Source organism: Pseudomonas sp. LBUM1648, from assembly GCF_059716145.1.
In genome coordinates, this window is sequence record NZ_CP166808.1 from 2,751,773 (window position 1) to 2,773,339 (window position 21,567).

Consider the following 21,567-nt stretch of genomic DNA (forward strand, 5'->3'; position numbering starts at 1 on the left):
GCAGGCTGCGATCTTTTGACTTTGACTTTAAAAAGCCAGATCAAAAGATCGCAGCCTTCGGCAGCGCCTACACAGGAAATCAAAGCGCCGCGGCCCTTGGGGAGTACGGCTTGTCCCCGCTTCCCATGTCAGACACCCAAGCCCCGATGTTTTAGTTTTTCCAGGCTGCGCGCCGCTTGCACGGACTGGCTGCTGCGCGCTCCTTTTTCCCGTATTTACAGCAGGTTACTCCATGCATTTCAGCGAACTGATGGCTGTTATTTCGACCCATGCGATCCGCCTTCAACAGGAAGATGAAGACCTGGTCATTCTGGGTGACGACGCGCTGGATGACGCGTTGTGGGACAGCCTCGCTGCGCACAAGGCGCAACTGCTGGAACTGGTCGCCAGCCATGGCGGCGACTGGCTGAGCCCAGCGTTCCGGATCACGCCGGACATGCTGCCGCTGGTGACGCTGGATCAGGACAGCCTCGACCGCATCATCGCCACGGTGCCGGGCGGCGCGGCGAATCTGCAGGACATATACCCGTTGGCGCCTTTGCAGGAAGGCATGCTTTACCTGCACCTGTCGGCACCCGCAGGCGATCCGTATGTGTCGCAAGCGCGATTCGCTTTCGACAACCGTGAACGACTGGATGCGTTCGCCCAAGCGCTGCAATGGATGATCGGACGCCATGACATCCTGCGTACTTCTTTCATCTGGGAGCGGCTGGACGAGCCGCTGCAAGTGGTTCAACGCAAGGCTTCGCTGAGCTGTGAAGAGGTCGAGTTGCAGGGCCGCGGTGATGTGCTGCAGCAGTTGCTGGATCGCTATGACTCGAAGTTCTTCCGCCTTGACGTGCAGCAGGCACCGCTGTTGCGACTGGTGTTCGCGCAAGATCCGGCGAACGGGCGAGTGGTCGCGCTCTTGCTGTTTCACCACTTGATCATGGATCACATCGCACTGGACGTGGTGCGCCGCGAAGCGCAGGCGTATTTGCTCGGGCAGACCGCTCAGGTCGCCGCGCCCGTGCCTTACCGTGACCACTTGGCGCGGGCGCGTATGGGCGCCAGTGAACAGGCGCATGAGGCGTTTTTCCGCGAGATGCTTGCTGACATTGACGAGCCGACGCTGCCTTGCGGTTTGCAGGACGTTCAAGGCGACGGGCAGGCCATCGAGGAAACCTGGTTGATGCTCGACAGTGACTTGAGCCGAGCACTGCGTGCGCGTGCGCGGCAATTGGGCGTGAGCGTGGCAAGCCTGATGCACCTGGCGCTGGCGCGGGTGTTGGGCCAATTGTCCGGGCGTACGGCGGTGGTGTTCGGCACCGTGTTGCTCGGGCGGATGGAGGCGGGCGAGGGCGGTGAGCAGGCGTTGGGAATGTTCATCAATACGTTGCCGCTGCGGGTGGATGTCGGTGAGGAGAGTGTTCACGCCGCCGTGCTGAAGACCCACCGTCGCCTGACTGCGTTGCTCGCCCATGAGCAGGCCTCGCTGGCGCTGGCCCAACGTTGCAGTGCGGTGGCAGTGCCGACGCCGTTGTTCAGCGCAATCCTCAACTACCGTCACAGCGCCGTCGAAGAAGTCGCCGAGGTGATTGATATCGCGCCCGGCGTTCAGGTGTTGGGCGCCCGGGAACGCACCAACTACCCGTTGACCGTCAACATCGATGACCTCGGCGAGGATTTGCGCATTACCGCGCTGGCGGACGCCAGCCTCGGCGCCGAGCGTATTGCCCGTTACTTGCACACGGTGCTGGAGGGTTTGGTTGAAGCGTTGCAAGCCGCTCCGCAAAAGCCGCTGCACAGCCTGAATATTTTGCCGGCCAGGGAACGTGAACAACTGCTGCACGGCATTAACGCGCCGCTGGCACAGTTCCCAGATACGCCACTGATCCATCAACAATTTGAAGCCCATGCGCAGGCCCGGCCGGACGCCACTGCGTTGATCTTCGGTGAACAAACCTTGAGCTATGGCGAACTGAATCGTCGCGCCAATCAGGTTGCACATCACTTGCTGGCGTTGGGCATTCGTGCGGACGACCGTGTCGCCATCTGCGTCGAGCGCGGCCCGCAAATGATCATCGGCTTGCTTGGCGTACTCAAGGCGGGCGCCGGTTATGTGCCGATCGATCCGGCGTATCCACTGGATCGAATTGCTTTCACGCTGCAGGACAGCGCGCCGGTCGCGGTGTTGATGCAAGCGGCGACGCGCGACCGCGTGGCGGATCTCGACGTGCCGACAGTTGATCTCGACAGCGTTCATTTACGCGCCGAATTCGCCACTGACCCGCAGATCCCGGAACTGACCCCGGCGCACTTGGCGTATGTGATCTACACCTCCGGATCCACCGGTTTGCCCAAAGGCGTGATGGTCGAACACCGCAACGTCTCGCGACTGTTTTCGGCCACTCATGACTGGTTTCAATTCAACCCGCAGGACATCTGGGCGCTGTTCCACTCTTTTGCCTTCGATTTCTCGGTATGGGAAATCTGGGGCGCGCTGAGTTTTGGTGGGCAGTTGCTGCTGGTGCCGCAAGCCGTCAGCCGTTCACCGGACGACTGCTATGCGCTGCTGTGCCGTACCGGCGTCACCGTGCTTAACCAGACGCCGAGCGCGTTCCGGCAAATGGTCGCCGCACAGGCCCGCAGCCCGTTGCAGCATTCCTTGCGAGAAGTGATTTTTGGTGGCGAGGCGCTGGAGCCGGGCCTGCTTAAACCGTGGTACGCGCGAGTTGGCAATGCCGGTACGCGGTTGGTGAACATGTACGGCATCACCGAAACCACGGTGCACGTGACCTACCGACCGCTGGTCGCGGCGGACGCGCAATTGATGGGCGTAAGCCCGATTGGTGTACGCATACCCGACCTGCAACTGTACGTGCTCGACGCGCAACGCGAACCGGTGCCGGTCGGTGTGACCGGCGAGTTGTACGTCGGCGGCGCCGGGGTTGCCCGTGGCTATCTCAACCGCCCGGACCTGACCGCCGAACGCTTTATTGCCGACCCGTTCAGCGGCCATGCCGAGGCGCGTTTGTACAAGACCGGCGATCTTGCTCGCTGGGCCGCAGACGGCAGTCTTCAATACCTGGGGCGTAACGACGACCAGGTGAAAGTCCGCGGTTTCCGAATCGAACTCGGCGAGATCGAAGCACGCCTGGCCGCTTGCGCAGGCGTGCGCGAAGCGGTGGTGATTGCACGTGAAGACAGCCCCGGCGAGCAGCGTCTGGTGGCGTACTGGCTGGCTGACGAGGGCGTTGAGCCCAGTGCTGCGCAGTTGCGCGATCACCTGCAGGCTTCGTTGGCCGAGTACATGGTGCCGAGCGCCTTCGTGCGCCTCGATGCCTATCCGCTGACCCCCAACGGCAAACTTGATCGCAAGGCCTTGCCGCCACCGGACAGCGATGCGTTCGCCCGGCGTGGTTTCGAGGCGCCGGTGGGTGAGGTGGAAGCGCTCATCGCTGGAATCTGGCAGAGCCTGCTCGGCGTCGAACAGGTCGGCCGGCATGACAACTTCTTCGAACTCGGTGGTCATTCGCTGCTGGCGGTGAAGCTGATCGAGCGTATGCGCCAACACGAAATGCATTGCGACGTGCGCGTGCTGTTCGGCCAGCCGAGCGTGGCGGCGCTGGCGGCGACCTTGAGCACAGCCAGTGTCAGCGTGGTGCCGGGCAATCTGATCGAGCCCGGTTGCACGCACATAACCCCCGACATGCTGCCGTTGGCCACACTGGATCAGATCGGCATCGACCGGGTCATCGCCAGTGTGCCCGGCGGCGTCGCCAATGTGCAGGACATCTATGTGCTGGCGCCGTTGCAGGCGGGGATTCTCTATCACCACCTGGCAACCAGCGCTGGCGATCCCTATGTGTTGCAGGCGCAATTCGCGTTTGACGGTCTGGCGCAGATCAAAACCTTTGTCCGCGCCTTGAATGAGGTGATTGGCCGTCACGATATTCTGCGCACCAGTGTGGTCTGGGAAGGGCTGGAAGAACCGGTACAGGTGGTGTGGCGCGAGGCACCGCTGGCGCTGGAACGGGTCGATGCCGACGAACTCGACGGCGATGTACTGGAGCAAATGCAGGCACGCTTCGATCCGCGTACTGCGACAAAAACAGCACGCCTGAATCTCAACCAAGCACCGCTGATGCGCTTTGCCTATACCGAAGATCAGCCGCATAACCGGTGGATCGGGATACTTTTGCTGCATCACATCGTGCTCGACCACACGGCGCTGGAGGTGCTGGTAGCGGAAGTGAACGACGTCATGCATGGCCGGACAATCGATGTACCGGCGCCGGTGCAATATCGCAATTACGTAGCGCAGGCGCGGCTTGGCGCAAGCGAAGCAGTCCATGAGGCGTTCTTTCGCGACATGCTCGGCGATATCGACGAACCGACCCTGGCGTTCGGTTTGCAGGACGTGCACGGCGACGGCCGCGATATTCTCGACAGTCATGCAGCGCTGGATGCCGGCCTCGGCGAGCGTCTGCGCGAGCAGTCGCGTCGGCTCGGCATCAGTATTGCGAGTCTGGTGCATCAGGCGTGGGCGCAGGTGTTGGCGAAAGTCTCCGGTCAGCAGGATGTGGTGTTCGGCACCGTGTTGCTGGGCCGGATGCAGGGCGGCGAGGGCGCTGACCGGGCGCTGGGCATGTTCATCAATACGTTGCCGCTGCGCGTCAGCGTGGGCGCCGCGTCGGTGCAGGACAGCGTGCGCGCCACTCATCAATGCCTGGCGCAATTGCTCGGGCACGAGCAGGCATCGTTGGCGCTGGCTCAGCGTTGCAGCGGCGTATCGGCTGCACTGCCGCTGTTCAGCACCTTGCTCAACTATCGTCACAGTACGGCGGATTCGGCGGCGCTGGCGTGGCAGGGCATTGAGATTCTCAGCTCTCGCGAACGCAGCAACTACCCGTTGGTGGTCAGCGTCGACGACCTTGGTAACGCTTTCCGGCTGAGCGTGCAGGCGGTGCCATTAGTGGATGGCGCGCGGGTGTGCGATTACCTGCAAACGGCGTTGCACGGTCTGGTAACGGCGCTCGAATACACGCCTGACGCGCCGCTTCAGCAGCTGTCAATCTTGTCGCCGAGTGAGCGTCAACGGGTATTGGTGGGTTTCAACATCACCGGCCGTGACTACCCGAGTGGGCAGTCCATCCAGCGTTTGGTCGAAGCGCAAGTCGCGGCGCACCCCGATGCATGGGCGGCCGTGCAGGGCGAGCAACGCTTGAGCTATCGCGAACTGAATCAGCGCGCCAACCGCGTGGCGCACCACCTGATCGGCCTCGGTGTGCAACCGGATGATCGTGTCGCCGTTTGTTTGCGTCGCGGCCCGGACATGCTCGTGGCGCTGCTGGCGATTCTCAAGGCTGGCGCCGGTTATGTGCCGGTCGATCCGGCGCATCCGCGCGAGCGTATCGCTTATCTGTTGCAGGACAGCGAGCCGGTGGCGGTGCTCGCCCAGCCTTCGACGCGCGATCTACCGGCAAGCGTGCCGGTGATCGACCTGCACGGTGATGACTGGCAGCGCTTCCCGCAGACCAATCCTCAGTTGCCGGCGCTGAATCCGGGGCATCTCGCCTATGTGATCTACACCTCCGGCTCCACCGGCCAGCCCAAAGGCGTGATGGTCGAACACCGTACTCTGGAAAACCTCGTGCACTGGCACGCCGAAGCTTTTGACCTGCACGCCGGCAGCCACACCGCGAGTGTCGCCGGCTTCGGTTTTGATGCGATGGCGTGGGAGGTCTGGCCGGCGTTGTGTGTGGGCGCGACCTTGCACCTGCCGCCCGAATCCATTGGCAATGAACATCTTGATGAACTGCTCGACTGGTGGCGTGCGCAGCCATTGCAGGTGAGTTTCCTGCCGACGCCGGTGGCCGACTATGCGTTCAGTCGCCATCTGGGGCACCCGACCTTGCGCACGCTGTTGATCGGCGGCGACAAGCTGCGGCAGTTCCCGCGTGATCAGACCTTCGACGTGATCAATAACTACGGCCCGACCGAGGCCACGGTGGTGGCGACGTCGGGGCGGATCGAATGCGGACAGGTGCTGCATATCGGGCGGCCGATTGCCAATGCCCGAGTCTATCTGCTGGACAGCCAGCAGCAGCCGGTGCCGGTGGGTGTGCAAGGTGAACTGTATGTCGGTGGCGCCGGTGTCGCACGGGGTTATCTGAATCGCCCGCAATTGACTGCCGCGCAGTTCCTTGACGATCCATTCAGTGACGAGCCGAACGCCCGGATGTACCGTACCGGCGACCAGGCACACTGGCTGGCCGACGGCAACATCGAATACCTGGGCCGCAATGACGATCAGGTCAAACTGCGCGGCGTGCGTGTCGAACTCGGTGAAATCGAAGCCGCACTCAGTGCTCACAATGCGGTGCAGGATGTCGTGGTGCTGGTGCGCGACGGGCGGCTGGTCGCGTGGTTCACCGAACGCGAATCTGTCGAAGTTGCCGGACTGCTCAGCCATTTGCAGTCCCGATTGCCGGACGCCCTGATCCCTGCAGCCTATGTGCGTCTGGACGCTTTGCCGTTGACGGCCAACGGCAAACTCGATCGCAAGGCGTTGCCCGAACCCGATCAAAGTGCGTGGCTCAGCCGCGCCTATGAAGCACCGCAAGGCCCGGTGGAAACCGCGTTGGCGCAGATCTGGGCGACTGTACTCAAGGTTGATCAAGTCGGCCGTCACGACAACTTTTTTGAGCTCGGTGGCCATTCGCTGTTGGCGGTGAGCCTGATCGAACGCATGCGCCAGATCGGCCTGAGCGCTGATGTGCGCGTGCTGTTCAACCAGCCGACCCTGGCGGCGCTGGCCGCAGCCGTGGGGCGCGGGCGCGAAATCGTTGTACCGGCCAATCGCATCCCAGCCAATTGCACGCGCATCACCCCTGACATGCTGACCCTGACCGATCTGGATCAGGCCAGCATCGAACGCATCGTCGCCACTGTGCCCGGTGGTGCGGCCAATGTGCAGGAGATTTACCCGCTGGCACCGTTGCAGGAAGGCATTCTCTATCACCACATCAGCGCCGCAGACGGTGATCCCTACTTGCTGCAGTCACGTCTGGCATTCGCTGACATCGGGCATTTGCACGCCTTTGCCGAGGCGTTGCAAAGCGTGATCGCACGTCACGACATCCTGCGCACCAGCGTGGTTTGGGAAGGGCTGCCGAACCCGCAGCAAGTGGTCTGGCGTCAGGCGCCGATGAGCGTGCAAGCCGTTGCGCTGGAGCCAACCGGCGGTGACATCCTCGGGCAGTTGCACGGGCGATTCGATGCCCGCCACTTCCGTCTCGACCTTGGCCAGGCGCCACTGTTGCGTCTGGTGTATGCCCACGACCCGGCCCATGACCGAGTGGTGGGGATGTTGCTGTTTCACCATATCGCCCTCGATCACACGGCGCTGGAGGTGGTGCGCCACGAGATGCAGGCCAGTCTGCTGGGCAGCACCGAACCGCTGCCGTTAGCGGCGCCGTATCGCAACTACGTGGCCCAGGCTCGCCATGGCGTCAGCGAGCAGGAACACGAAACCTTCTTCCGCGAGATGCTCGGCGATATCGACGAGCCGACCCTGCCGTTCGGCTTGCGCGACGTACAGGGTGATGGCCGCGATATCGAGGAGCATTTGCTGGCGCTGCCGGCCGGGCTGAGCCAGAGCTTGCGCGTTCAGGCCCGGTTGTTCGGAGTCAGTGCGGCCAGCCTGTTCCATCTGGCCTGGTCGCACGTACTGGCGGCGACAGCGGCTCAGCAACACGTCGTGTTCGGCACTGTGCTGCTGGGCCGGATGCAAGGAGGCGAAGGCGCTGACCGGGCGCTTGGGGTGTTCATCAATACCTTGCCTTTGCGCATGGACATTGATGACCGCAGCGTCGGCGACGCGGTTCTGAGTTTGCACAAGCGGCTGGCCGCGCTGCTGGGGCATGAGCACGCGTCCCTCGCCCTGGCGCAACGTTGCAGTGGTGTGGCGGCACCGTTGCCGCTGTTCAGTTCGGTACTCAACTATCGACACAGCGCCGAGCGATCAGCGTCGACACTGGCCTGGCAAGGCATCGAATTCCTCGCCCATGACGGGCGCACCAATTATCCGCTGACCCTCAGCGTCAATGACTTGGGCGAGGGGTTCAACCTGGCGGTCCTGACCCCGAGCCACGTCGGCGCGCAGCGGGTTTGCGATCTGATGCATACCGCTATCGCGTCGCTGGTGATGGCGCTGGAACACAACCCCGAACAGCCACTGAGTCGCCTTTCAGTCCTGCCCGCGTTTGAGCGCGATCGGGTGCTGCACGATTTCAACGCCAGTAGCGCCGATTACCCTGTCAGTCAGACCGTGCACGGATTGTTCGAAGCGCAGGTTCTGCGCACACCCCATGCGTTGGCTGTGCAGGCGGGTGAGCAGCGATTGAGCTTCTTGCAACTCAACCAACAGGCCAATCGCCTGGCGCATTACCTTGTCGGGATGGGTGTGGGGCCGGATACGCGAGTGGCGATCTGTCTCAAGCGCGGCCCGCAGATGCTGGTCGGGTTGTTGGCGATCCTCAAGGCCGGCGCTGCCTATGTGCCGATCGACCCGGCTTATCCGGCGGAGCGCATCACTTACCTGCTGAGCGACAGTGCGCCATTGGCGGTGCTGGTACTGGACACGCGGTTGCCGGGTGAGGTGACGGTGCCCTTGATCGATCTTGGCGAAGACCACTGGCAGGATTTATCGGCGGACAATCCCCGGATCAACGGCTTGACCGCGCACAACCTCGCCTACGTGATCTACACCTCCGGCTCCACCGGCCAGCCCAAAGGCGTGATGGTCGAACACCGGACCCTGGAAAACCTCGTGCACTGGCACGCTCAAGCCTTCGACCTGCATACCGGCAGCCACACTTCGAGTGTCGCCGGCTTCGGTTTTGATGCGATGGCGTGGGAGGTTTGGCCGGCGTTGTGTGTCGGTGCGACCTTGCACCTGCCGCCCGAATCCATTGGCAATGAACACCTTGATGAACTGCTCGACTGGTGGCGGTCGCAGCCGTTACAGGTCAGTTTTTTGCCGACGCCGGTGGCCGAATATGCGTTCAGCCGCGAGTTGGGCCACCCGACCTTGCGCACGCTGTTGATTGGCGGCGACAAGTTGCGGCAGTTCCCGCGTGATCAGACCTTCGACGTGATCAATAACTACGGCCCGACCGAGGCCACGGTGGTGGCGACGTCGGGGCGGATCGAATGCGGGCAGGTTCTGCACATCGGGCGGCCGATTGCCAATGCCAGGGCCTATGTACTCGATGCGCAACAGCGTCCGGTGCCAGTTGGCGTCGCGGGTGAGTTGTACGTCGGTGGTGCGGGCGTCGCTCGGGGTTATCTGAACCGTGACGATTTGACTGCCGAGCGGTTCATCAACGACCCGTTCGGCCCCCAAGGTGCGCGTATGTACCGCACCGGAGACCTGGTGCGCTGGCTGGCCGACGGCAATATCGAATACCTGGGCCGCAACGACGATCAGGTCAAACTGCGCGGTGTACGGATCGAACCGGGCGAAATCGATGCGGCGCTCGCCAGCCATCCAGCGGTGCAGGAAGCGGTAACGCTGGTGCGCGACGGGCAATTGCTGGCCTGGTTTACCGAGCGCACGTCAGTCGCTATCGAGGACTTGCGCAAGCATCTGCAAAACCGCTTGCCACAAGCCCTGGTGCCGGCGGCCTACGTGCGACTGGACGCTTTGCCGCTGACCGCCAACGGCAAACTCGACCGCAAGGCTCTGCCCGAACCGGATCAAAGTGCATGGCTCAGCCGCGCCTATGAGGCACCGCAAGGCCCGGTGGAAACCGCGCTGGCGCGGATCTGGGCCGAGGTCCTGAAGGTCGAACAGGTTGGCCGCCACGACAACTTCTTTGAACTCGGCGGGCATTCGTTGCTGGCAGTGAGTGTGATCGAACGCATGCGCCAGATCGGCCTGAGCAGCGATGTGCGCGTGCTGTTCAATCAGCCGACCCTCGCGGCGTTGACTGCTGCGGTGGGCAGTGGTCGTGAAATCGACGTACCGGTCAATCGCATTCCAGCCGACTGCACGCGCATCACCCCGGACATGCTGACCCTGGTCGATCTGGATCAGACCAGTATCGAGCGCGTCGTCGCCACGGTGCCGGGTGGCGCGGCCAACGTGCAGGATATTTACCCGCTGGCGCCGCTGCAGGAAGGCATTCTTTACCACCACATCACTGCCGCCGAACGCGACCCTTACGTGCTGCAATCGCGAATGGCATTCGCCAGCGTCGAGCGCGTCGAGGGCTTCGCCAACGCGCTGCGGCAAATCATGCAGCGCCACGATATTTTGCGTACGGCCATCGTCTGGCAGGGCTTGGCCGCGCCGCTTCAGGTGGTGTGGCGTCATGCCGAGTTACTGGTGCAGGAGGTTGCGATCGAGCAACTGCTGGAACAGCGCCTGGATCTCAGTCAGGCGCCGTTGATTCGGCTGCTGTATGCCCGCGATCCGGCCAATGACTGCGTGGCGGGGCTGTTGTTGTTCCATCACATCGCCCTGGATCACACCGCGCTGGAAGTGGTGCGTCACGAGATGCAGGCGAGTCTGCTGGGGCTGACCGAGCCGTTACCGGCGGCGGTGCCGTATCGCAACTACGTGGCACAGGCCCGATTGGGCATCAGTGAACAGGAGCACGAGGCGTTTTTCCGCGACATGCTCGGCGACATCGATGAGCCAACTTTGCCGTTCGGTTTAAGTGAGGTGAACGGCTCGGCCAGCGCTTTTGAGGAAACCGTTCAGGCTTTGCCCGAGGCATTGGCGCAACGCTTGCGCAGTCAGGCGCGACAAGGGGGCATCAGCGTCGCCAGCCTGTTTCACCTGGCCTGGGCGCAGGTACTGGCGGCCACCTCCGGGCAGGAACGCGTGGTCTTCGGCACCGTGCTGATGGGGCGGATGCAGGGTGGGGCGGGGGCCGATCGCGGGCTGGGGATGTTCATCAACACCTTGCCACTGCGCGTGGATGTCGGCGACCAACCGGTGCGTGTCGCGCTCAAGGCGACGCATGCGCGACTCACCGGACTGCTTGGACACGAGCACGCTTCGCTGGCACTGGCCCAGCGTTGTAGCGGTGTCGCTGCACCGGCGCCGCTGTTCAGCGCGATGCTCAACTATCGGCACAGCAACGTAACCCAAACGCAGGCGCACCCGGCCTGGCAGGGCATCGAGACGCTGGCCGGCGAAGAACGCACCAACTATCCGCTGAGCCTCAATGTCGACGATTTGGGCGCGGGTTTCAGAATCACTGCGATTACCTCGGTAGAGGTCGGCTCAAAACGGATCTGTGCTTACGTGCAAACGGCGTTGAGCGTGCTGGTGGAGGCACTGGAGCAGGCGCCGCAACAACCGCTCAATCGCCTGTCGATCCTGCCCGATCAGGAGCGCCAGCGACTGCTGTTCGACTTTAACGCCAACACGGTTGACTACAACCTGGAGCAAACCCTGCACGGCATGTTCGAGGCGCAAGTGCTGCGAACCCCGCAAGCGCCAGCGGTGCAATTCGGTGACCAGCGCTTGAGCTTCGAGCAGTTGAACGAGCGCGCCAACCGCTTGGCCCATCACCTGCGCGATCTTGGCGTTCAGCCGGATTCGCGGGTGGCGATCGGCGTCGAGCGCAGTGTGCAAATGGTCATTGGCTTGCTGGCGATTCTCAAGGCGGGTGGCGGTTATGTGCCAATCGATCCGGATTATCCGCCGGAACGCATCGCTTACATGCTCGCGGACAGCGCTCCCGTGGTGCTGCTGGTGCAGAGCGCTACGGCCGGGTTGGCGGCTGAAGTGGCTGTGCCGGTGATCAATCTGGATCAGGAAACCTGGCAGGACTTGTCGGCGGACAATCCGCCAGTCGCCGGGCTGACCCCCAAGCATCTGGCCTACGTGATCTACACCTCCGGTTCTACCGGCCAGCCCAAAGGGGTGGCCAACGAGCACTCGGCAGTGGTGAACCGCCTACTGTGGATGCAGGACGCCTACGCCCTGATATCGGCGGACGCAGTGCTGCAAAAAACGCCGTTCAGCTTCGACGTGTCGGTCTGGGAGTTTTTCTGGCCTCTGATGACCGGTGCGCGGCTGGTGCTGGCCCGTCCCGGCGGACACAAGGAGCCGGCCTACCTGAGTGAAGTGATCGAAAGCGAGAACATCACCACCGTGCATTTCGTGCCATCGATGCTCGATGTGTTTCTCGCCCACGGCCAGACCGAGCGTTGCGCAGGGCTGCGTCAGGTCATGTGCAGCGGCGAAGCATTGCCCGGCAGTCTGGTGCGGCGGTTCAAACAACAATTGCCGGCCAGTGAACTGCACAACCTGTACGGCCCGACCGAAGCGGCGGTGGATGTCACGGCCTGGCATTGCACCGGATCTTGCGAAGACATTCCAGACAACACGCCGATCGGCAAACCGATCGCCAATACCCGGATGTACATCCTCGATGCGTGGCAACACCCGGTGCCGCAAGGCGTGGTCGGCGAGTTGTACATCGGCGGTGTGCAAGTGGCGCGGGGGTATTTGAACCGTGCCGAACTGAGCGCCGAACGGTTCCTCAACGATCCGTTCAGTGATCAGACGCACGCGCGGATGTACCGCACCGGCGACATTGCCCGCTACCGTGCCGACGGCAATATCGAGTATCTGGGGCGCAACGACGACCAGGTGAAAATCCGTGGGCTGCGCATCGAGCTTGGCGAGATTCAGGCAGGCCTGACACAGATCGGCGGCGTGCAGGAAGCGGTCGTGGTTGCCCGCGAAGATGTTCCAGGGGACAAACGCCTGGTGGCCTATTACACCGGCGCACGGCTGGATGTCGACATTCTGCGTGGGGCGTTGCTGCAGCATCTGCCGGACTACATGGTCCCGGCGATTTTCGTCCATCTCGACCGCTTGCCGCTCAGCCCCAACGGCAAACTCGATCGCAAGGCGTTGCCTGTACCGAATCAGCACTCGGTGATCAGCCGCGAATACGAAGCGCCGGTCGGTGAGTTGGAAATCATCCTGGCGCGGCTCTGGTGCGAGTTGCTCAACGTCGAGCGGGTAGGGCGTCACGACCATTTCTTCGAGTTGGGTGGGCATTCGTTGCTGGCGGTGAGTCTGGTCGGACGCCTGCAACAGGAAGGCATTGAAGCGGATGTCAGGGCGTTGTTTGAACACCCGACCCTGGCCGGTTACGCGGCAATCACGGAAAGAATGGAGATCGTCCTGTGAACGTGAACGAACTGTTGGTGACGTTGAAGGAAAAAGACATCCAGTTGGCGGTCACCGATGACCAGTTACGGGTCAACGGCAACAAACAGGCGTTGAGCGAGCCGGCCCTGCTGGCGTCGCTGCGCGAGCACAAGCCGGCGCTGATCGAATTGATCAAGGCCGGGACGTACTCGGCAGCGAGAGCGGGGCAGGTCGAGGTGCCGGTCAATGGCATCGTCCCAGGCTCCACGCGAATCACGTCGGCGATGCTGACGCTCGCCGAGCTGAGTCAGGACCGTCTCGATCAATTGGTCGACACCATCCCCGGTGGCGCCGCCAACGTGCAGGACATCTATCCGCTGACACCGTTGCAGGAAGGCATCCTCTACCACCATGTCAGTGCCACCCATGGCGATCCGTACGTCATGCAGGCGCATTTTGCGTTCAGCGGGCGCGAGCGCTTGCAGGCGTTCGTCCAGGCCTTGCAGACCGTGATCGACCGTCACGACATTTTGCGCACGGCGGTGTTCTGGGAGGGCCTTGATACGCCGTTGCAAGTGGTCTTGAGAACCGCCGAGCTGCCGCTGGAAGAGGTGCCGTTGGAAGTGGCCGACGGTGACGTGCTGACGCAGTTGCACAAGCGTTTCGACGCCCGGCATTTTCGCCTCGATGTCTCCCGTGCGCCGCTGTTGTGTCTGGTCCACGCGTGGGATCCGCGCGAGGAGCGCATCGTCGCCATGTTGCTGTTTCATCACATGGCGATGGACCATTCCGCGCTCGCGGTGGTCAGCGAAGAGCTGCAAGCGTGTCTGTCCGGATTCGCTGCTCGATTGGGGCCGCCCGTGCCGTTTCGCAACTACGTGGCACACGCTCGATTGGGGATCAGTGAGCAGGAACATGAAGCCTTTTTCCGCGACATGCTCGGTGACGTTGACGAGCCGACATTGCCGTTTGGTTTGCAAGGCGTCCACGGTGACGGCAGCGATATCGAGGAGCTCAGTCTGGCGCTTGATCCGCTACTCGGTCAGCGTTTGCGGGCACAGGCACGGTTGCTGGGGGTGAGTGTCGCGAGCCTGTTTCATCTCGGTTGGGCGCAGGTCTTGAGCGCGCTGACCGGTAAATCGAATGTGGTATTTGGCACCGTGCTGATGGGGCGGATGCAAGGCGCTGAATCCACCGACCGCGCCTTGGGGATTTTCATCAATACGTTGCCGTTGCGGGTCGATGCAGGGGCGCAAGCGGCGTGCGAGGCGGTGAAGGCCACCCATGCGCGCCTGACCACCCTGATGCGCCACGAACACGCGCCGCTGGCGCTAGCCCAGCGTTGCAGTGGCGTGGTGGCGTCTTCGCCGTTGTTCAGCACGCTGCTCAATTACCGGCACAGCGCGTCGAGTGCCAATGCCAGCGTCGAGTCGCTCGCAGCCTGGGAGGGCATCAGTGTCTTGCGTTCGGAAGAACGTACCAACTACCCGCTGACCCTGAGCATCGACGATTTTGCTGACCGCTTCAGCCTGACGTTGCTCGCCAGCACCGAGGTCGACCCCCACCGAATCTGCACCTACATGCTGTGCGCGGTGGAAAATCTGCTGCTGGCCCTGGAGCGCGCATCAGACACCCCGTTGAATCAATTGCCGGTGTTGCCGCCGGCCGAGCGCGAGCAGGTTTTGTCGGGGTTCAACGCCACTCACGTCGAATACCCGCCGGCGCAGCCCCTTCATCATCGTTTTGAGGCTCAGGTTGTCGCCCGGCCCGACGCGTTGGCGGCGGTGTATCTGGGTGAGCCATTGACGTTCGCCGAGTTGAACCATAAGGCCAACGCACTGGCCCACTATCTGATCGGGCTGGGCGTGAAACCCGACGATCGGGTGGCGATTGTCGCCCGACGCGGCCTGCAAACCCTGGTCGGATTGCTGGCGATTCTCAAGGCCGGGGCCGCTTACGTACCGGTGGACCCGGCGCACCCCGCCGAGCGCTTGAGCTACCTGCTCAGCGACAGTGCGCCGGTGGCTGTGCTGACATCCAGTGATCTTGCGCAGCGCCTGCCCGTTCTGGACGTGCCGGTGATCGATCTTGACCCGTGCACCTGGCCGCTGGGCACTACCCACAATCCCCAGGTGCCCGGCCTGAATCCCTCGCATCTGGCCTACGTGATCTACACCTCTGGCTCCACCGGCCTGCCAAAAGGGGTGATGGTCGAGCACCACACGCTGTGCAATCTGGTTGACTGGCACTGTGCAGCCTTCGATTTATGCGCCGGCCGCCAAACCTCAAGTCTGGCCGGGTTCGGTTTCGATGCCATGGCATGGGAAATCTGGCCGGCGCTGTGTGCAGGCGCGACCTTGCATATCGCCCCGGCTCACGAGGGCAGTGAAGACATTGATGCCTTGCTCGCCTGGTGGCGTGCGCAGCCGTTGGACGTGAGTTTTCTGCCGACGCCGGTTGCCGAGTACGCCTTCAGCCAGAACCTGGAACATCCGACCCTGCGCACGCTGCTGATCGGTGGCGACCGGTTGCGGCAGTTTTCGCGCAATCAGCACTTCGACGTGATCAACAACTACGGCCCGACCGAGACCACCGTGGTGGCAACGTCCGGGCGCATCGAGGCTGGCGATGGGTTGCACATCGGTAAACCGGTGAGCAATGCGACGGTGTATCTGCTCGATGCTCAACAGCGTCCGGTACCGATTGGTGTGACGGGAGAGTTGTATGTCGGCGGCAGCGGTGTTGCCCGCGGCTATCTGAATCGGCCGGACCTGAGCGCCGAACGCTTCCTGCGCGATCCATTCAGCCGCGTACCGCAAGCGCGGATGTACCGAACTGGCGACCTGGCACGCTGGCGGGTCGACGGCACCCTCGAATACCTGGGGCGCAACGATGATCAAGTGAAGATCCGTGGCGTGCGCATCGAGTTGGGGGAAATCGAGAACCGTCTCAACCAGCTCCCCGGCATTCAGGAGGCGGTGTTGCTGGCTCGCGAGGATGAACCGGGGCAGCCACGACTGGTGGCGTATTTCACCGAACAGGCGCAGGTCCAGCCATTGGCCGTGGCTGAACTGCGCGCGCAGCTTCTGACCCAGTTGCCCGAGTACATGGTGCCGTCAGCCTTCGTGAAACTTGATGCGCTGTCGCTGACCGCCAACGGCAAACTCGACCGCAAGGCCTTGCCAAAACCTGAGCGCTCGGCGCTGTTCACTCGGGCATACGAGGCGCCGCAGGGTGAAGTGGAAACCACGTTGGCGCAGATCTGGGCCGAGGTGTTGCAGGTTGAACGGGTCGGGCGTCGAGATCACTTTTTCGAGTCGGGCGGCCATTCGTTGCTGGCCATGCGCATGGTCGCGCAAGTACGCCAGCGCCTGGGCGTCGAGCTTGCGCTAGGCGAGTTGTTCGCCAATGCCGAACTGGCGGCGGTGGCGCAAGTGTTGACCCGGGCCGGGCGCTGTACGCAGCCGCCGATTCTGGCCGTGCCGCGCGAAGGGGTGCTGCCGCTGTCATTTTCCCAGCAGCGATTCTGGTTTCTGGCGCAGATGGAAGGTGCCAACACGGCGTACAACATCCCGATCGGCCTGCGCTTGCGAGGCGTGCTTGACGACGATGCGCTGCAACGGGCGCTGGCCCGCATCGTCGCGCGCCACGAGACCCTGCGCAGTCGTTTTGCCCCGTTCAACGGCGACGCACAGGTGCTGATTACGCCGGTCGACAGCGGTTTGCTGTTGCGCGTTGAGGATTTGCGTCTGCACCCGGCGGCTGACGAGGCTTTGCTCGCGCTGATTCAGGGCGAGGCATCGGGGCCGTTTGATCTGGAGAGCGATCCATTGATTCGCGGACGGCTGGTGCGGTTGGCGGACGATCACCATGTGTTGTTGATTACCTTGCACCACATCATCTCGGACGGCTGGTCGATGGGCGTGCTGACCCGCGAACTGATGGCGCTGTATCAGGCGTTCAGGCATGGCGAGGACGATCCGTTGCCGCCGCTGGCGTTGCAGTACACCGACTACGCGCTGTGGCAACGCCGCTGGTTGAGCGGCGACGTATTGCAGCGCCAGAGTGAATACTGGCAACGCACGCTGGCCGACGCGCCGGCCTTGCTGACGCTGCCCACCGACCGTCCGCGCCCGGCGCAACAGGACTATGCCGGCAGCAGCGTCGAGGTGCGCCTGGACGAGCGCTTGAGCGCTGCGCTCAAAGCCTTGAGTCAGCGTCATGGCGTGACCTTTTACATGACGGTGATGAGTGCCTGGGCGATGGTGCTCAGTCGCTTGTCCGGGCAGGCTGATGTGGTGATTGGCTCACCGGTGGCCAACCGCTCGCGAGCCGAAATCGAAGGTTTGATCGGCCTGTTCGTCAACACCCTCGCATTGCGCATCGATACCTCGGGAGCGCTGAGCGTCGAAGCGTTGCTGTCGCGGGTCAAGGCGCTGACGCTGCAAGCCCAGGCGCATCAGGATCTGCCGTTCGAACAAGTGGTGGAAATCACCCGGCCGGTGCGCAGTCTGGCGCACAGCCCGCTGTTCCAGACCATGCTCAACTGGCGTAACAGCGATGGCCCGGCGCTGGCCTTGGGTGAGCTCACGCTGGAGGCCGTCGCGGAGCCAAGCCACTTCGCCAAGTTCGACCTGACGCTGACCCTGGGCGACGCGCAGGGCGTTATCGGCGGCTGGCTGGAGTACGCCACGGCACTGTTCGATGAAGCAACGGCGCAGCGGTTTGTCGGTTACTTCCAGCAGTTGCTGCAGGCGATGGTCAGCAATGATCAAGCGGTGCTGGAACACGTGCCACTTGTCGATGACGAGGAACGCCAGCGATTGCTGGTCGACTTCAACGCCACTGAACGGGAGTATCCGCAAACCCTGACCGTTCACCGCGTGTTCGAACAGCATGCGGCGGTGCAGGGCGAAGCCGTCGCAGCGGTGCATCGCGCGCAAGCGTTGAGTTACGCCGAGTTGAACCGCAAGGCCAACCAACTGGCCCATTACTTGATGGCTCAGGGCGTAAGTCCCGGCGACCCTGTGGCGATTCTGCTGCCGCGCTCGCTGGATCTGTTGATCGCGCAACTGGCGATCATTAAATGCGCGGCGGCGTACCTGCCGCTGGACATCAACGCGCCTGCCGACCGTCAGGCGTTCATGGTTCAGGACTGTCAGGCGGCGGCCTTGCTGACGGCGACCGGTGCCGTATTCGATGACCCGGTGCGCCGGATTGATCTGGATGCCCTGGCACTCGACGGGCAACCGTCGCACAACCCGCAACTGCCGCAGTCGGCAGAGTCTTTGGCGTACATCATGTACACCTCCGGCTCAACCGGTACACCGAAGGGCGTGATGGTGCCACACCGGGCGATCACCCGGCTGGTGATCAATAACGGCTACGCCGATTTCAATCCGCTTGATCGGGTGGCCTTCGCTTCCAACCCGGCATTCGATGCCAGCACGATGGATGTCTGGGGGGCGCTGCTCAACGGTGCTCAGGTTGCAGTGATCGACCCTGCCACCTTGCTCGACCCGCAGGCGTTCGGGCACGAGTTGCGCCGCTGCGGGGTGACCATCCTGTTTGTCACCACCGCGCTGTTCAACCAGTACGTGCAACTGATTCCCGAGGCACTCAAAGGTCTGCGAATCCTGCTGTGCGGTGGTGAACGGGGTGATCCGGCGGCGTTTCGCGCTTTGTTGGCGCAGGCGTCGGATCTGCGTCTGGTGCACTGCTACGGCCCGACGGAAACCACGACCTACGCCACTACTTTTGAAGTGCGCTCTGTTGCGAACGATGCCGACAGCGTGTCGATCGGTGGCCCGATTTCCAACACCCGTGCGTATGTGCTCGATGCCCATCAGCAACCGGTGCCGTTTGGTGTAATCGGTGAGCTGTATATCGGCGGGCAGGGCGTTGCGTTGGGTTACTTGAATCGACCTGAACTGACTGCCGAGAAATTCCTCCGCGATCCGTTCAGCGCCAAGCCTGAGGCAATGATGTACCGCACCGGAGATCTGGTGCGCTGGTTGGCGCCGGGGCAACTGGAGTGCATCGGGCGCAACGACGATCAGGTGAAGATTCGCGGTTTCCGCATCGAGTTGGGTGAAATCGAAAACCGCCTGTTGAGCTGTCCGGGCGTCAAGGAAGCGGTGGTACTGGCCCGGCGCGACGGACAGGAACCGATTCGCCTGGTGGCCTATTACACGGCGCATGATGCCAGTCTGCAAAGCGCCACCCTGCGTGCGCTGCTGCAAGCACGCCTGCCGGAGTACATGGTGCCTGCGGCCTGGGTGCGCCTCGACACGCTGCCGCTGAACAACAATGGCAAGGTCGATCGCAAGGCGTTGCCGGAGCCGACACCGCAAGCCTTGCTCAGTCGCGTTTACGAAGCGCCGACCAATCCCGTGGAGGCGAATCTTGCCCGGCTTTGGGCTGAGGTGTTGCAGGTCGAACGCGTCGGCCGCCACGACAACTTCTTTGAACTGGGCGGGCATTCATTGTTGGCGGTGCGTCTGGTCAGCCTGCTGCAACAGAACAACCAGACGATCACTCTGGCCGAACTGTTCCAGCATCCGACTGTGGAGTCTGCGGCAACGCTGCTCAGCTCGCGCAACGGCGTTGCCGAGCCGCAAAACGGTCTGGTCGTGGTGCGTGCCGGCCGTCATGGCACACCGTTGTTCCTGGTGCATGAATTCAGTGGCCGGGACGTGTATTTCCCGGCGCTGGGCACGCACATCGCCGGTGAGTTCCCCATCTATGGCTTGCCGGGCATCGACCTCGGGCAACCCCAATTACGCACGATGGAATGCCTCGCGGCGCGGCTGGTCGGGATTATCCGTGCACAGCAGCCTAGTGGGCCATATCGACTGGCCGGCTGGTCGTTCGGTGGCGTACTGGCGTATGAAATTGCCCTGCAATTGCTCGGCATGGATGAGTGGGTGGAATTCCTCGGCTTGATCGATACCTATGTGCCGCGTCTGGCCGACCCGGACAAGGCACGCTGGAACGATGCCCATGTGCACAAGCGCCAATTGTTGCTGCACTGTACGGCGCATTGGGCCGGGCAGGGTGCCGAGGGGCAGCAAGCCCTGGCTCGCCTGGCCCTGCTGCAGACCGAGCTGGAGCCGATGGGGTTCGCGGAGCTGTTCGAGCGCTGCCGGGAACAACAATTGTTGCGTCCGGAACTGGCGGCGATCGCTTCGACGGATGCCTGGCACTACCTCGACCGGGAAGTGGCCCACGGGCATGCGCTGGCGCACTACCGGATTGCTCCGATTCCGCTACCCCTGCATTTACTGCGCGCTCAGGAGCGTTCGGCGCAAATGTCACTGCTCAGCCCGACGCGGGGTTGGGCCGAAGAGTTGCCTGCGGGTTTGCTGCATTGCATCGACGTGCCCGGGGATCACCAGAGCATGATGAAGGCGCCGCATATCGGCGCCCTGGGAGAAGCGCTCGGTCAGGCACTGGACGGGGCGAAGGTTCCTGCGCCCGTCACTTATCAGCCGTTGTTGACGGTGCAGACCGGCCACCCCGGGCATGCACCGATCTTTTGCGTACCCGGCGCGGGTGACAGCGTCACCGGGTTTATTCACCTGACCGAGGCGCTTGGGCCGGAGTGGCCGATTCACGGTCTGCAACCGCGCGGTCTCGATGGCGCCACGGTGCCGCACAGTCAGGTCGAGGCCGCCGCCAGGTTTTATCTGCAAGCCATCGAGCAACTCTACCCGCAAGGTCCGGTGCACCTGATCGGCCATTCATTCGGTGGTTGGGTCGCCCACGCCATGGCCGCGCAATTGCAGGATGCCGGGCGCAAGGTCGCCTCGTTGACCCTGATCGACAGCGAAGCACCCGGGGGTAAAGGTGTGGTGGGTAAACCGTACACGACCACTGCTGCGCTACAGCGCTTGATCGAGGCGTTGCAGCTGTCTTCCGGTAAATCGCTGGGTATCGATGCGAAGGCGTTTGCCGAGGCTGACGACGCTTTGCAAATGCGCCTGTTGCACCAAGGCATGGTGGATGCCGGCGTACTGTCCGCACGCTCATCCGAACAGGCGATGCATGGCCCGGTGCGCACCTTTGCCACTGCGCTGCGCACTGTTTACCAGCCACGCCAGGCTTACACCGGCCTGGTGCGGCTGGCGCTGGTCGACGACCCGACGCTGGACGCGGCGGGCAATCAGCGCGAGCAAGCGGCGATGGTCGAAGGCTGGCAGCGCCAAGTGACGGATCTGGCGGTGTGGTACGGGCCGGGCAACCACTTCACGATTCTCAAAGCGCCCAACGCCTTCAGTCTTGCGGCGTGGTGGCATGACGGCTTGTCGGTGCCGGTGAACGAAGTGCTGTCCTGAATGTTGTTTATCTACCAGAGCCCGGCCGCTGGCCGGGTTCTATCCTGAACGGACTTGTGGTCA

2 protein-coding genes are annotated in these 21,567 nt (G+C 62.9%); both read left to right on the forward strand.

The features are described 5' to 3' along the window. Nucleotides 1-232 precede the first annotated feature (232 nt). The gene (locus tag ACA043_RS12735; RefSeq protein ID WP_497659367.1) at nucleotides 233-13,207 is read left to right on the forward strand and encodes an amino acid adenylation domain-containing protein; all 12,975 of its coding nucleotides are present in this window, start codon (nucleotides 233-235) and stop codon (nucleotides 13,205-13,207) included. Then, a complete protein-coding gene (locus tag ACA043_RS12740) occupies nucleotides 13,204-21,504 on the forward strand; it encodes an amino acid adenylation domain-containing protein (RefSeq protein ID WP_497659368.1) in 8,301 nt (2,766 codons plus the stop codon). The genes ACA043_RS12735 and ACA043_RS12740 overlap by 4 nt, the downstream gene beginning before the upstream one ends. The last annotated feature ends 63 nt before the right edge of the window (nucleotides 21,505-21,567 follow it).